This is a genomic window from Spirosoma koreense, assembly GCF_054777875.1.
In genome coordinates this window covers 337,861-351,946 of the sequence record NZ_BAAHAC010000013.1, presented here as the reverse complement: position 1 = coordinate 351,946, position 14,086 = coordinate 337,861, and the positions used below count along the sequence as shown (strand labels likewise).

Below are 14,086 nucleotides of genomic sequence, written 5' to 3'. Positions count from 1 at the left end.
GGCTGGAATCCGGCCTTTGAGGCAGTACCCGGGTGGATTTTCTGCTCAGTACAGATACCGAATGATTCCCGCCTGCATGGCGCACAGCAGGGGGTTGATCACTTTCGTTTCCTCGCTGCTGAGCCGTCCCTGGGAATCGTAGGTTTTCTCGACCATCGAAATCTGCTCCGTCGAGCCGGGCAGGTGCTCGACCACTTGCCGGCGATTGCCCGCAAACTGGTGATCGAACCGGCGGAAGGGGGTGTCCGATGCGTCCAGCCAGGTTTCGCGGATGAGCACCTTGTTCCTGTACTCGTTGACCACGCGCCGGGATAATTTCTGTTGGTCGTCGTACCAGCGCTGCCCAACTTTCAGCCCATCCTGGATGTCGTAGGTAACCAGTCCGGTCAGTACCCGTTGTTCCGGATTGTGCTGATGATAATACGTACGTTCCTCTGTCAGTACCCCCTGCGCGTAGCTATATTCCGATTCGGCGGTGGCTACCCAGCGGTTGTCACTGCCGTAGAGGCCGTACCCGGTCTTGCCGATCAGCAACCCACTGGGGTCGTAGTGGTAGTCTGTGTAGGCATACCGCTCCAGGGCTCCCGACGCCATGCGGCCCCATTGCTCCATGCGGGTAAGTTTACCGGTTTGGTCGTACGCATACACTTCCTGATTGAGCGGATTCTCGCAGTTGACCGAGTTGCAAAAAAGCTTCCGGGTCATGGGGGCCTCATCGGTATATTGACTCAGTTGGGGGTCTACCCCAAATACGGCGGGGTCGCTGGATTGGCAGGCAGTCCAGCACAGACTTAGCAGCAGAAGACGTAACGGGTTTTTCATCCAGAATAACGGGCTTGGTATGGTCGAAGGACCCGGTTTCGGCCCCAACGGTTGGAATCACCGGCGGTTTTTACGGTCGGCGCCGGGGGCGCCCTGGATCAGGAAAGCAGTTTTTTTTCTGAGTGAATATGCTGACCGATCAGCTGGTTCAGTTTTCTCCGGGCCGGCAGCTCAACCAGTCGATAGGTCAGGGTCGCCACCAGGAGCATCAGGCCGACAAACCCCAGGCTATAGGCCCACACTCCCATCCAGCCGTGCGGTTGCCGGAATGACGCAAACCGTTGGGCGTACACCAGCATCCCGTACAGCAGGGGCAGGTGCATCAGGTAGAGCGAATAGGAGATATCGCCCAAAAACAGCAACGGTTTCAGGGTCAGCACCCGGTTGGCCAGGCCCCGGTTGTAGGCACTCAACAGCACCAGGAGCGCCATCAGGCTAACGGGGATGATGTCTGGCAGCGGGAGGCTCAGCGTCAGCAGGATCAGCAGACTCACCAGCCCCACCAGGACGCTTCGGTTCAAGAGCGGATACCCCCAGTTGGTGGCGTAGAGCTGATGGAGCAGCATGCCGAGGAGAAAACCGAGCAAACACCGGATAAACCCGTAATCGTAGGTAACATCGAGCGAATGTCGTTTTGTCGGGTCGGGGTATGGGGAAGCCGCCGTGGATACCGGACGGAGGTAATACAGGATAAACAGATACCCCGCCAGGATAACCAAAAGAATAACCAGGGATTTCCAGCGGGCCGGGTGTCGGAACAGCCGCAACAGCCAGGGGAACAGCGTGTACATCCACCACTCGGTGCTGATCGACCAGGACGGGGCGTTCCAGCTCAGGAACCGATTCACGCCCATCCCCTGGAGCAGCAGTAACTGGCTGGGTATGGTACCTAAATCATACAGAACATGATCGAAGGGCGTCAGAGTATGGGACGACTGGTACCAAGCATAAAACCCCAGCATGCACAGGAATGAAACCAGATGCAGCGGATAGATCCGGGCAAAGCGTGCCCACATGAACCGGCGGAACGCCGGCCAGCGAATGTCCCGGCTAAAAGTCGTTCCGTAGACATGCACCATAATGAACCCACTGAGCATAAAGAAAAAATCGACCCACAGGTAACCTTTCCGGATGAAAAACGGAATTTGGGGAGGCAGAAGCGGAAACGCGATCCCGTCGATATGCAGAAAGATCACCAGCAAAGCCGCAATCCCCCGCAGTGAGGTAAGGGAAGAAAGATAAGTACCTGGTTTCACGAACTGGCCGTTGCAAAAAAGAGGAAAAGCGGTGGCCTGCCATGGCTGGGTCAGTGAAGACCGTTGCGGACAGACGACAAAGGTAGGGGATAAACCCCAGGATTCGTTTTGTTGGAAGCGGACTTCTGGCGAAACCGGCTACGACGAACTGGAAGCGGGACAGGACCGTCCATCGCGCGTATCGCTCGCGCGATGGACGGCTTTTTCAGGCACTTATTTGGTGGGTGCGGAACTCCGTCGCTGTAGAATGTAATAATGGAACGAGTTAGGATCTAGTTGATACTGCTCGATGAGTTCCCAACCGTTTTTATACAGGTAATTCAATACCTCCGTGACGGACCTGAAACGAACCGGTTCCTGGTCGTTTACCGGCTTGAGGAACTCGTTCGATTTACGAAAATCGATTCCCTGCCCTATATCAAGCCAGACCACGGCTTCGGAAGAGGTTTTCATAACGCCCGTCAATTTATCGTAGCCCATCAACCGGATATACTGAATATCCAGCTTGTTAACGTCGACTCCGCCCACAACCACCTGCGCTTTCGTGAAGGGTAGAACCCAGAGCCAGACAACCAGTAACAGCACCGCTTTTTTCATGTAATCTACTAATCTATTTTTTCTCGTTCGATCAGACCGTTTCGTTCAGAAATAACTAAAACTATAACTGTAGTTTTAGTTATAACTTTAACTCAATATTTTTTTCAGGTATAGTTTATACGCCAGAAACTCCTGATGGTTCTGGTGTTTATCCGTGGTTAGTTCGAGCAGCTTCGCCTGCGGACCGGGCGCAAAGAAAGCGGGTAGGAGCGAAACCAGCTCGGATCGGGAATCACATACCTGATAGGTAAGGTTCGCATCGGCTGCGGTGTTGCGGGCCGTGTATCCATGAGGGGTTTCGAAATACGTTTCCAGCTCGGGCTGGCGGCCTGGTCCATCGATCATCCGGAAGATATGTCCTCCGTCGTTGTTGAGTAAGACAATCCGTAAATTCGGGGGGACGGGTGCCGACCACAGGGCATTTCGGTCGTAGAAAAAAGCGATATCCCCGATAAGCAGGGTAACCAGCCGGTCCGTCGTCAGGGCCGCCCCGACGGCTGTACTCAGGCAGCCGTCGATCCCGCTGACCCCGCGGTTGGCCGATACCCGAACCCCGGCTCGTTCCGGCACACCACATAAGTTTGCGTAGCGGACCGGCATGCTGTTGGCCAGTTGAAGCAGTGAATCGGGGGGGAGGTGTTCCAGCACCCGCTGTACCCCCGACCAGTCGGTAAGAGGCTCATCGGGTTGAGCCAGGTGCGTATCGACCAGGTGAGCGGCCTTTCGGTCGAGCGATTGCCAGCTGGTCAGATAAGCCGTATTGTCTTCTTCGTCGCTGCCCTGAAGAAACCGTTCGTAATCCATGTCGGCGAATAGCTTTTCGAGGAACGGGCGAGGCTGGGCCGGAATCAGCGTGGTAAGGCTCTGAAACGCATCCGTAATCCGGTCTGCCGCTGGTTGAACGTGCCAGTGTCGTCGGGCGGGAAACCGTCGGAAAAACGTTTTCAGGTTCCGGGTCAGGAACGAATGGCCGATGGTCAGGAGCAGATCCGGGCGCAGCCGTTCCCCCATTTGTTCATCTAACACTGTTAGAAACGTATCCGTATGGGTAATGAAGCCTTCCCGGCCCGGCACATTACTGGTTATTTCCCCAATGATGGGAACCCCGAAGGTGTCGCTAAGCTGGCGGAGGACGGCCGTCAGCGCGGGGTCGAACGGGTGCTGCCCCACGGCGATGAGGATACGTTCGCTCGCGTCCCATTCATCCCGCAGGGCGTGCCAGGTTTCAGGAGCCAGGGTCGGCTGGGCCGGCAGGGTGTCGATCGTCCGGACGGAGCCATAGTGGAAAGGTTCGTCCGGAGCGGGGTAAAAGGGTTCGCGGAGCGGTACGTTGATATGGACGGGTCCGGCCGGCGCGAGCTGGGTCAGGGTGATCGCTTCGTTGACCGTCCGTTCGATGAACCAGCGCGCGTCCGGATGCCCATAATCGGCGGGCAGATCATACCCGCGTTTGACCTGCCCACCGAATAGTCCTGGCTGGTCGATGGTCTGACCATCCTGCTGGTGGAGCCATTCGTGCGGCCGGTCGGCCGTCAAAAGCAGGAGAGGTATCTGTTGAAAAAACGCTTCAGCCACGGCCGGCGCGAGGTTGTACACTGCGCTGCCCGAGGTACAGATCACCGCGACCGGGCTCTGGCTTTGCTGGGCCATACCCAGGGCAACGAATCCAGCCGAGCGTTCGTCGGCCAGGACGCGGACCCGAAGGTTGGGGTGACGGGCGACGGCCAGGGTCAGGGGAGCCGAGCGCGAACCGGGGCACACTACGATTTGGGTGATGCCGCGCTGGTAGAGCAGTTGGGCGAGGTCGACGATGGGTTGAAGGACGGGCATAACGATGCAGGAGATTCTACCTGCAAACATAATCGGTAAAGGGCAGGACCTGTCTGGCCATCGGTTTAGTATTTTCCGTTACTTTGCTAAAAACTACCTGCCGAGTCGCCCGGGATTATAACGAAGGGGGAGGCATCGACGTTATACTCTAAATCTGTCAGTAACCCAACTCCTGGTCTATGAACCGCACTACGTTCGAGAACGAAGACGACATCCGGGTAAAATCCTTTGCCGGTGCCCTCATCATCAATGTGCTGCTGGTGGCGGTACTGCTGCTGGTGCATCTGTCGCAAACGATACCGAATCCACCCCCGATTCAGTTCGTGGAGGTAAACTTTGGCACCGACACCCGCGGGAGTGGCCGGATTCAAACCCATAACAAGCCATCGAATTCACCTAATCCGGAAGAAGTAAAACCCGCAGAGAAACGTCCGGAACCGAAAACAAACCCCATTCCGCGGGTCGAACGCACGCACGTGACCCCCACGCCCAGGATAGCCGATGCTAAACCGGCTAAAGTGGCGACGGAAAAGCCCCTGATCGTCAGTAAGGCGGAGAGCCCCGTGACCACACCCGAGCGGCCCGAACCCAAACGGGTCGAAGCGCCGAAGGAAACCGCCCCCGTAGAGCGGCCGGCCCCGCCCGCCCCGGTCAAAAAAGCCGAAACTGTAAATAACGATGCACTTTTCAAGAAATCGTCGGGCGGGGGGGGCTCGAACGGCACCATAGGCAAAGCCTCCGGCACCGGGGGCAACAGCAACGGAGACGATGCCAGTGGGGTAGGTGACAAGGGAAACCCGAATGGTAAAATCAATGCCAAAGAGTTTTACGGGACCCCGGGCGGAGCCGCTACGGGGGTCGCCTTTGACGTGTCGGGCTGGTCGATGGCCAGTAAACCCAGCGTCAACGACGAGTCGGACGAAACGGGTAAGATCGTCTTCCAGATCAAGGTAAACGGCGACGGCGAGATCATGTCGGTGCGGCAGATGCAGAGTACGGTCAGCCCTTCGGTGAGTGAACAATACCGAAAAGCGGTCCAGCGACTCCGACTCCGGCCCAAGGGAGCCGCTACGCCACCCAGTGCCACCGGAACCATTACGTTTATCATCAAGGCTAAAGATTGATGGAGTACGCGGCAGCGCTCGACTACCTGTATAGCCGGCTCCCGGTTTTTCACCGGATCGGACCGAAAGCGATCAAACCGGGGCTGGGGAATACCCTGGCCCTGTGCGACGCGTTGGGAAATCCCCAGCGGCAGTTTCGCAGTATTCATGTGGCCGGTACCAACGGGAAAGGCAGTACGTCTCACATGCTGGCGGCCATCTACCAGTCGGCGGGCTACCGGGTTGGGCTGTATACCTCCCCCCATTTGAAGTCATTTACCGAGCGCATCCGGCTCAATGGTGTACCGATGGAGGAAGCAGCGGTAGCCACGTTCGTGACGCAGCAGCAAGCCCTGATCGAGTCCATCGAGCCGTCTTTTTTTGAGGTGACCGTGGCCATGGCCTTCGATTATTTTTCCCGGCAGGCCGTCGATCTGGCCATCATCGAAGTAGGCCTGGGCGGTCGGCTGGATTCCACGAATGTCATCACTCCGGAGGTTTCGGTCATCACCAACATCGGCTACGACCATACCGATGTACTAGGCGACACATTGCCGCAGATTGCCCGGGAAAAAGCCGGGATCATCAAAGCCGGAGTGCCCGTCATTATCAGCGAAACTCAGGCCGACACGGAGCCCGTATTTCGGGAGGTGGCCCAGTCGCTTCATGCACCGATTCGCTTTGCCGACCAGGTTTATGGAATAGCAGATGAGGGCTTACAGAACGGACGCCGACAGGTGCGGGTGTCGACCGCTGACCGACCGGATCTAGCCCTTCAACTGGACCTGACGGGTAAATACCAGGTTCGAAACCTGGGGGCCGCGCTGGCGACCGTAGCCACGCTGCAGGCGAAATTCCCTGTGGCTGATTCGGCCCTGGTTCAGGCGCTGGCGACCGTTACGGGACTGACCGGCTTACAGGGCCGTTTCCAGACCGTTCAGGCGAATCCGAGGGTGGTGCTGGATACGGCCCATAATCAGGCTGGCTTAGCGGCTTTACTGGAAACGGTGGAGAGCTTTCCCTACCAGACCCTCCGGATTGTGCTGGGTATGGTGGCTGACAAAGACCGGACGAACGCACTGATGGCTTTGCCGACCACTGCCGTCTATTATTTCTGTCAGGCACAGACGCCCCGGTCGCTACCCGCCGAAACCCTGCAGGCCGAAGCGGCTCAGTTGGGTCGCCGGGGGCAGGCATTTCCAGACGTCAACGCTGCCCTGGCCGCTGCCCTCGACGCAGCGGCTCCAACTGATTTCATTTTACTAACGGGCAGTAACTATACCATTGCCGAACTACCATTTTTATAATCCGTGACGCGTCGTAAAACCCACCGATTTCTGCAAAATGCCGACAGTGCGAATGTACTTGAAACGGGCAAGCCTCTTTATAAAACCATCCGCGGCCACTGGCGCACGGATTATTTTGGTAACGAAAACCCGATTGTGCTGGAGCTGGCTTGTGGAAAAGGCGAGTATACCGTAGGACTTGCGCAGGCGTTTCCGGAAATGAACTTCGTCGGCGTCGATATCAAAGGGGATCGTATTGCCCGGGGGGCGCAGGCAGCCCAACGGCTGGGGTTGGCCAACGTTGCCTTTTTACGCACGGACATTAATTTCCTGACTGAATTTTTTGAGCCCGCTGAGGTGAATGAAATCTGGATCACCTTTCCGGATCCCCAGCCACGCCCCAAGCAGGAAAAACACCGGTTGACCCATCCGCGCTTCCTAACGGTCTATAAAAGCTTATTGGTGGATGGGGGCACCCTGCACCTTAAAACCGATAATCCGGCTTTGTTTGCATATAGCCTTGCGAAAGTGGTGGAGGAGAAGTTTATCGATTTACATTATACAACTGACTTGTATAATTCACAATTGAACACGATTCACTTAGGCATTAAAACGAAATACGAACAGCTCTTCTTTGATAAAGGATTTACAATTAACTATTTACAATGTAAAACGGGTGCAGTTATGTAAACTACACCCGTTAATTTAACCAAATAAACTACATTACATTTGTAATTAACAATAGTAATATCAGTAATTGACTTACTTAAATAGCTTCGTTATCAAATCAGCCACCCGGCTCGAATAGCCATATTCGTTATCGTACCAGCCTACTACTTTGGCCAGCGTACCGTTGACTGTTGTTAGTTTAGAGTCGAAAATACACGAGTGCGAATTGCCAACGATGTCGATGGATACGATAGGATCGGTCGTATATTCCAGTAAGCCCTTCAACGACGTTTCAGAGGCTTCTTTGAGGGCATTGTTGATTTCTTCTGCCGTCGCTTCTTTCTTAAGGATTACCGTGAGGTCGGTCAGGGAGCCATCTGGCGTGGGAACCCGCAGGGCATATCCGTCCAGTTTACCCTTTAGCTGAGGTAAAACCAGGCCGACAGCTTTAGCAGCGCCCGTAGATGTGGGGACGATCGATAGTGCGGCCGCCCGTGCCCGACGCAGGTCGGAGTGGGGCGCATCCTGGAGATTCTGATCAGCTGTATAAGCGTGGATCGTTGTCATGTAGCCTTTTTCAATCCCAAACACATCGTCGAGAACCTTAGCCATTGGGGCCAGGCAATTGGTCGTGCAGGATGCGTTCGATACAATCGTTTCCTCACCAGTCAGGGTGTCGTCGTTTACACCCAGAACAACCGTTGGGATGTTTCCTTTGGCAGGGGCTGAAATGACTACTTTTTTAGCACCGGCTGTCAGGTGTTGGCCAGCACCTGCTTCGTCGACGAATCGACCGGTCGATTCCAGGACTACATCAATGCTAAGATCTTTCCAGGGGAGATTTTTGGGATCACGTTCGGCATAAGCATGGATGCGTTGGCCATTGACGGTTAGACTTTCGCCGTCGGAAGTCACTTCACCCGCAAACTTACCATGAACAGAATCGTATTTTAGTAAATGAGCTAAGGTCGCATTGTCGGTAAGGTCATTGATGGCTACAACCTCGATGTTTTCTTTTTCTAGCAATTTTCTGAAGGATAACCGGCCTATACGACCGAATCCATTAATAGCAACACGTATTTTTTCCATGAACAATGAAAATTGGTTTGTTTTCGGGGTCAAATATACAGAATATATACGCTGAATCGAAGCTAAAGCAATTTAGTAAATAGGAGAGGGTTTTAGCAAAATAGAATACAGTCTCGCTAAAAATTAGCAAATATTACCCATATTGCTAAGTATTTGTAGCATTTTGCGCTGTTTTTGCTAGTGTTTAGTAGGAATATACCCGTATTTTGCTAATTTTTTCGTACAATGCTAATAAATTACTAAAATAGCATTTAACTACTAATGCAATCGGGTAGGGGAGTAGCTTTTAGTATTTATAGTATCTCTCTTCTGGATGTATCCTTTTCCTGCTTATTAGCTAGGTTTGGATAATAGCAAACTTAGTTGATTCGCATTCTCAACTCCTACTCCACAAACAATCTATGAAACGTAACCTAACGATTACCCCTATTTCTCTTTGCTTCTGCCTTTTACTACTACTAAACAAACAAGGCCATTTAGCTTGTGACTACGCTACTTAGTTGATACAACTGATGTTCTTTATCCTGGCATTTATAGGATACCTTAACTCGGATTGTTTCACTTCCGTTACTACAGTAAGGAGTACTATGAGTACGGTTGATCCTCGCAGAAGAGACCATTTACTCTTTAGCCTTTTCTTCACAAACGATAACGCTTTTGATTCCTTCCTAACTATCTTCTAAAATCTACATTGGTACGCATATGAACATCCTGCCTTTAATATAGGGGTCAGAAACTGATCTGGAAGAGTCTTGCTTTAGTCTACCGAATGCGTCATTCATTTTGTCTCCTGCGGAGAGATACCGGCCCTAGCTAGAAAATTTTTAAAGGCTATGTTTCAACTATACATGGGCATTGATTACCTTTGACATCATAGAACTATAGTTAATTTATCAGTGTATATCGGGCAGAATAATATTTTGTAAAAAAATATAAGTTATTTATATTCAGGAAGTTATAACATTTTTACTCTATACTTACTTTAATTAAAATGATTGACGAGATTGAGCGTATTTGGACAAACCGGGAATTATTAGCTAAACCCGATTCGCTACAAGTTGTTCGGGATGTTATTAATCAATTAGATAGGGGAGCCCTCCGGGTTGCTACTCCTCCAACTAATGAGACTGATCCATGGACAGTGAACGAATGGGTGAAAAAAGCTATTCTGTTATACTTCATCAGTCAGCAGATGAAGCCCGAAGAAGTCGGCATTTTTTCCTACAATGATAAGATTCCGCTTAAATCCGGATTCGCCGAAGCAGGGGTTCGGGTAGTCCCACCGGCCGTAGCCCGCTATGGTTCCTATCAGGCCCCGGGGGTCATTCTTATGCCTTCTTATGTAAACATTGGTGCTTATGTAGATGAGCGTACGATGGTCGACACGTGGGCTACCGTGGGGAGCTGTGCACAAATTGGCAAAGACGTTCACCTGAGCGGGGGCGTTGGCATTGGTGGGGTGCTGGAGCCGCCCCAGGCTGCTCCCGTTATTATCGAAGATGGTGCTTTTATTGGCTCCCGCTGCATTGTAGTAGAAGGGGCTCACATTGGCAAACGGGCCGTATTGGGTGCTGGGGTAACGATTACCGGTTCTTCGAAAATAATCGATGTGACAGGCACTCATCCGGTCGACTACCAAGGGTATGTCCCTGCTAATTCCGTCGTTATACCCGGAAGTTATGCTAAACGGTTTCCCGCCGGCGAATACCAGGTGCCGTGCGCGATTATCATTGGTCAGCGTAAAGCCTCGACTGATTTAAAAACATCGCTGAACGATGCCCTTCGGGAAAATAACGTCTCGGTATAATAAGTTAACTAATTTACAGGATACTTGTTAAATTAACATTTATACAATTTACTTATTTTAATGTACAGGAATTTGGCAATTGACAAGGCTGAATTCCTGTTTTTATTTTAATCAATTGGATTCCCTTATTTTATGTAAACTATTTACGTTTATATTTGTCGCCAGGATTTAACAGGCGGGTTATGACTATAAATGACAAAATTAAACAGATTCTCATCGATAAGAACCTGACTCCCTCATACTTTGCCGATGAGATTGGTGTCCAGCGCTCCAGTATTTCGCATATTCTGTCGGGACGTAATCGCCCTAGTTTTGACATTATCCAGAAAATAATCCGCCGGTTTCCCGATCTTGGCTATGAATGGATTATGGAAGAAGAAACCAGTAATCCATCATCGCATACGGGTTACGCAAATCGGGTTGGCCATCCGTTATCCCGATCCTCATCCAACCGCTACAACTCTGTCGAGTCCTCCTCCATGCCTTACCCTAATTCAACCCCTAATGGTATTCGCAGTCAGCGGAATGAGATTCCGCCCGTGGCGCCTGCCCCGGTAAACCCGATCGAGCAGGTACTGGCCTCCGCCAATCCAATGGTTGTCGTTCCGGCCACCACGAATGCCACCGATAAAAAAGTCGAACGGATTTTGATCTTTTATACAGACGGATCTTTTCGGGAATATACGCCTACCGCAGGGTAACAGCGAAGACCTGACACTAGGAGAAATTCTGACGAACCAGCCACGCTGTTAAAAATGGTTAATCCTTTATTCTGATTCCAACCGTGTAAGGCTGGCCGGTGCTCATCTGTACAAACTTCATTCTGTACTCATGAACCGGTTCATCTTCCTGCTATTCCTTTATATATCGGTCAACTATTCAGCGGTCTGTAAATTCGCTCAGGAGCCGGACCGCCCAGTCAAGCAGCTGAATTATGTAGCCTATCACCAGAGCCTGGCCCGCGCGCAGGATCTGATCGCCTGTAGCCAGTTTAGGGATGGCCTTGCGATCTACAAACAGGTTCTCGACAGTTACCCCTTCGTCTTTCTCAGAGATTATCAGGTTGCCGCCCAATTAGCTTTTTACCTGGGGGAGAAGGAGGCCGCTTTCGCATACTTAAACCAGGGTATGGTACAGGGGTGGACCAGGAAAGCAATCCGAAACAACAGTATATTGAGAAAGCTGAAAGGAACCGCCGAATGGCGGGGGCTTAAAAGACGGCACCGAAAGGTCATACTAAATCCCCATATTGACTGGGCGGTAAGAAGTCAGCTTCAAAAAATGTTTCGCCAGGATCAGTGGAAAGCATTGGGGGCTTTATTTACGTTCTCTGCTCGTGGGCAGGATCGCTACGCCGAAAAACGATTTGCCCCCCACAGTGAAAAGCAGCTGCATCGACTCATCGAGTTCATGAATACGTACGGATTCCCGGGTGAGCAGTTGGTCGGGAATGGTGTCTGGGCAACCGTTATCCTAAGCCACCATACATCCATCAGTACCGCTTATGTGTTGAAAGATACCCTGTATCCGTCCCTTAGACCCAGGCTGTTCGATGCCCTGAAAGCTGGCCAGATTTCCCCGTACGAGCTGGCAACCATCGAGGACTGGTACGTAGCCGTCAGGAGCAATCACCAGGAATTAGCCTACGGGTATCTGAGCGGTGAGCTGAGTGAGGCAGCGGTACGACAAGTCGACCAGTTGAGAGAGCAGATCGGGCTGAGCCGGGTAGCGACTATCCAGGCGCTTCTGGAGATTCAGCGTCGAACCGGCCTGAACTTTTACCTTCCGTTCAGGCGAGGAAAAAAATGATCGGCCAGACCAACTAATTCCGGTGGGTATTATCAGAACGGAATGTTGGAATCCGTGCCATCAAGTATCGGTTTAGTTACCAGTATGGCACTGGTAATTGCTCAGTAAAATGGCCCTTTAGAGGTCCTGGTAGGGCTTTTTTGACCATATACTCCCTAACTCCCTGTAAAGCAATACTTTAGTGTTCCACGTGGATAAGTTGTGGATAAGGCTGTGGATGAACGGATCATTTTGTTGTATAATTTATATTATGTTAAGTAGACCAGGAAAGAAGTAGGGCCGATACAGCTGCACCGGCCCTCTTCAACCCTTACTTACTTTCGATGCAGACGATCTTTTTCTCTTCGTACTGCTTCAGGATGTTCTGCGTATTGGTCAGGTTTTCCGTTAACTCCGGCTCGTCCTTCACCGCTTTCGCTTTCGTGAAAAATGGAAGTGCCTGCTTGAATTTACCACACACCTTACCATCGGCTTCTTTACCTACTTTAGCATATTCATTCATATCCATTTTATCGACGGCCCGTTTCAATTCGACAGCCTCGTTGAAGATATAAATGCCCATGCTGTAGTTGGCGTCGAAATTATTGGGGTCAACGGCCAGGGCTTTTTCCAGATATTGTTTTTCCAGCCCTTTGTTCTCCGCCTGTTTCGCTTTCAGATCAGCCAGCTTTTTCTCGGATTCGGCGTTGGCTGATGCGTTAGCCGTGGCTGCTTTCGCTTCACCGTCCAGGCGGGCAATCTCGGCTTTCTGCTCCGTCACTTTCTTCTGTACATCGGCTAACTGCCGCTTCAGGTCCGCATTCTTCGGCTGCTTCTTGATAGCGCCCCCCAGGCGGGTAACCTCCGAATTGTATGTATCCAGGATGCTTTTGGCATCCGTCAGTTGTTTAGCCGAATTACTGCCTTTTTTCGTTTCGCCTTCCAGCTTGCGAATCTCTTCGGTCGACTTACCGGCGATGTTGTTATAAACGATCGACAGGTTAACCAGATTCTGCACGTTGTTGGGATCTTTTTCGACCATCTGCTTCATGCCTGCAATGGCCTCGTCCATCCGGTTCGAGGTCAGCATGATGTTGATTTTCTCGTTGGCCAGGTCTTTGTTACCCGGTGCCAGGGCAATTCCTTTGTCCAGCGCAGCCAGGGCTTTATCCATTTCGTTATCCGCCCGGTACAGCATAGCCAAAGATCCGTAGATCGTCGCGTCTTTGCCCCCACCGGAAATATATTTTTCCAGCTGGGTTTTCGCCGTCGTGTTATCCTTCATCTGTTGAGCGGCAATGGCAGTGTACAGGGGGGCCAGGGTATCTTTGGGGTTGATATCGCCGGCCATCGACAGGGATTTCATGGCATCCCCGTAGTTTTTAGCCTGGAACTTAGCCACCCCCTGCTGCATGAAGGCATTATACATCATCGGGTCTTTCAGGGCAGTTTCGGCTTCTTTCGCTAATTTGCCCGGTCCTCCTTTCTTGTCTTTATCCAGCTCAACGACTTTTTTAAAAGCCTCGTAAGACGTAGTAGCCGCGGCTGAATCGAGCTTGATATTCCCACCCGCTGCAATGTTCTGATAGAGTTTCGCACGATCCATCCAGGTACTGGCCTTCGTCGAGGCTTTCGGGTCGGTAATATCCTTGTCGCTTTTCTCTTTGTCCTTCTTGAGCGCGTCGGCATTGGCAGCCTCCAGCACGCCACCCTGCTGCGCCCGCACACCCGCCGACACACAACAGGCTACAAGAACTACATAAATCGATTTCATGGGTAAATGGGGTTGTGTTTTACTATTTCAAAACGAAAGTACGGAATCTGTCTGTATAAGCATGA

At 51.8% G+C, this 14,086-nt stretch carries 12 protein-coding genes; 6 read left to right on the top strand and 6 right to left on the bottom strand.

The window, feature by feature from the left end; all coding sequences use genetic code 11:
• Window positions 1-45 precede the first annotated feature (45 nt).
• The 4 genes from ACYVC2_RS13330 to menD all read right to left on the bottom strand — a co-directional run bounded on the left by ACYVC2_RS13330 (window position 46) and on the right by menD (window position 4,505).
• Window positions 46-822, bottom strand: coding sequence for a hypothetical protein (locus ACYVC2_RS13330; protein ID WP_461102922.1), 777 nt, complete (start codon window positions 820-822; stop codon window positions 46-48).
• Between the two features lie 98 nt (window positions 823-920).
• Complete coding sequence (locus ACYVC2_RS13325; protein ID WP_461102921.1) at window positions 921-2,078, bottom strand: acyltransferase family protein; 1,158 nt, start codon at window positions 2,076-2,078, stop codon at window positions 921-923.
• A 213-nt stretch (window positions 2,079-2,291) separates the two neighbouring features.
• Entirely contained in the window at window positions 2,292-2,675 is a 384-nt protein-coding gene (locus tag ACYVC2_RS13320; RefSeq protein ID WP_461102920.1) for a hypothetical protein, read from the bottom strand.
• 87 nt (window positions 2,676-2,762) lie between these two features.
• Complete coding sequence (menD, locus tag ACYVC2_RS13315) at window positions 2,763-4,505, bottom strand: 2-succinyl-5-enolpyruvyl-6-hydroxy-3-cyclohexene-1-carboxylic-acid synthase (protein WP_461102919.1); 1,743 nt, start codon at window positions 4,503-4,505, stop codon at window positions 2,763-2,765.
• A gap of 179 nt (window positions 4,506-4,684) precedes the next feature.
• Between menD and ACYVC2_RS13310 the strand changes: the two genes are divergently transcribed.
• The 3 genes from ACYVC2_RS13310 to trmB are packed head-to-tail and all read left to right on the top strand — an operon-like array spanning window position 4,685 to window position 7,584.
• Entirely contained in the window at window positions 4,685-5,629 is a 945-nt protein-coding gene (locus ACYVC2_RS13310) for a hypothetical protein (RefSeq protein ID WP_461102918.1), read from the top strand.
• Window positions 5,629-6,915: a bifunctional folylpolyglutamate synthase/dihydrofolate synthase gene (locus tag ACYVC2_RS13305; protein ID WP_461102917.1), complete on the top strand. Its 1,287-nt coding sequence runs from the start codon at window positions 5,629-5,631 to the stop codon at window positions 6,913-6,915. Before ACYVC2_RS13310 ends, ACYVC2_RS13305 begins: the two co-directional genes overlap by 1 nt.
• A gap of 3 nt (window positions 6,916-6,918) precedes the next feature.
• Window positions 6,919-7,584: a tRNA (guanosine(46)-N7)-methyltransferase TrmB gene (gene trmB / locus ACYVC2_RS13300; protein ID WP_461102916.1), complete on the top strand. Its 666-nt coding sequence runs from the start codon at window positions 6,919-6,921 to the stop codon at window positions 7,582-7,584.
• Between the two features lie 72 nt (window positions 7,585-7,656).
• Here the strand turns inward: trmB and gap are convergent, their stop codons facing one another.
• Window positions 7,657-8,652 (bottom strand): type I glyceraldehyde-3-phosphate dehydrogenase, encoded by a 996-nt coding sequence (gene gap, locus ACYVC2_RS13295; protein WP_461102915.1) that lies wholly within the window; start codon window positions 8,650-8,652, stop codon window positions 7,657-7,659.
• A gap of 991 nt (window positions 8,653-9,643) precedes the next feature.
• Here gap and ACYVC2_RS13290 point away from each other — a divergent pair.
• The 3 genes from ACYVC2_RS13290 to ACYVC2_RS13280 all read left to right on the top strand — a co-directional run bounded on the left by ACYVC2_RS13290 (window position 9,644) and on the right by ACYVC2_RS13280 (window position 12,268).
• The gene (locus tag ACYVC2_RS13290) at window positions 9,644-10,459 is read left to right on the top strand and encodes a 2,3,4,5-tetrahydropyridine-2,6-dicarboxylate N-succinyltransferase (RefSeq protein ID WP_461102914.1); all 816 of its coding nucleotides are present in this window, start codon (window positions 9,644-9,646) and stop codon (window positions 10,457-10,459) included.
• A gap of 182 nt (window positions 10,460-10,641) precedes the next feature.
• Window positions 10,642-11,160, top strand: coding sequence for a helix-turn-helix transcriptional regulator (locus ACYVC2_RS13285; RefSeq protein ID WP_461102913.1), 519 nt, complete (start codon window positions 10,642-10,644; stop codon window positions 11,158-11,160).
• A 130-nt stretch (window positions 11,161-11,290) separates the two neighbouring features.
• Window positions 11,291-12,268, top strand: a complete 978-nt coding sequence (locus tag ACYVC2_RS13280) for a hypothetical protein (protein ID WP_461102912.1) — start codon at window positions 11,291-11,293, stop codon at window positions 12,266-12,268.
• A 310-nt stretch (window positions 12,269-12,578) separates the two neighbouring features.
• On the opposite strand, the gene ACYVC2_RS13275 is transcribed toward ACYVC2_RS13280, so the two are convergent.
• Window positions 12,579-14,021: a tetratricopeptide repeat protein gene (locus ACYVC2_RS13275; RefSeq protein ID WP_461102911.1), complete on the bottom strand. Its 1,443-nt coding sequence runs from the start codon at window positions 14,019-14,021 to the stop codon at window positions 12,579-12,581.
• Window positions 14,022-14,086 lie beyond the last annotated feature (65 nt).

What these genes read in the sequence shown, in the direction of transcription:
- ACYVC2_RS13310 (WP_461102918.1), top strand. Translation starts at nt 4,685, where the DNA reads ATGAACCGCACTACGTTCGAGAACGAAGACGACATCCGGGTAAAATCC.
- ACYVC2_RS13275 (WP_461102911.1), bottom strand. Translation starts at nt 14,021, where the DNA reads ATGAAATCGATTTATGTAGTTCTTGTAGCCTGTTGTGTGTCGGCGGGT.
- ACYVC2_RS13305 (WP_461102917.1), top strand. Translation starts at nt 5,629, where the DNA reads ATGGAGTACGCGGCAGCGCTCGACTACCTGTATAGCCGGCTCCCGGTT.
- ACYVC2_RS13320 (WP_461102920.1), bottom strand. Translation starts at nt 2,675, where the DNA reads ATGAAAAAAGCGGTGCTGTTACTGGTTGTCTGGCTCTGGGTTCTACCC.
- menD (WP_461102919.1), bottom strand. Translation starts at nt 4,505, where the DNA reads ATGCCCGTCCTTCAACCCATCGTCGACCTCGCCCAACTGCTCTACCAG.
- ACYVC2_RS13280 (WP_461102912.1), top strand. Translation starts at nt 11,291, where the DNA reads ATGAACCGGTTCATCTTCCTGCTATTCCTTTATATATCGGTCAACTAT.
- ACYVC2_RS13330 (WP_461102922.1), bottom strand. Translation starts at nt 822, where the DNA reads ATGAAAAACCCGTTACGTCTTCTGCTGCTAAGTCTGTGCTGGACTGCC.
- gap (WP_461102915.1), bottom strand. Translation starts at nt 8,652, where the DNA reads ATGGAAAAAATACGTGTTGCTATTAATGGATTCGGTCGTATAGGCCGG.
- ACYVC2_RS13285 (WP_461102913.1), top strand. Translation starts at nt 10,642, where the DNA reads ATGACTATAAATGACAAAATTAAACAGATTCTCATCGATAAGAACCTG.
- ACYVC2_RS13290 (WP_461102914.1), top strand. Translation starts at nt 9,644, where the DNA reads ATGATTGACGAGATTGAGCGTATTTGGACAAACCGGGAATTATTAGCT.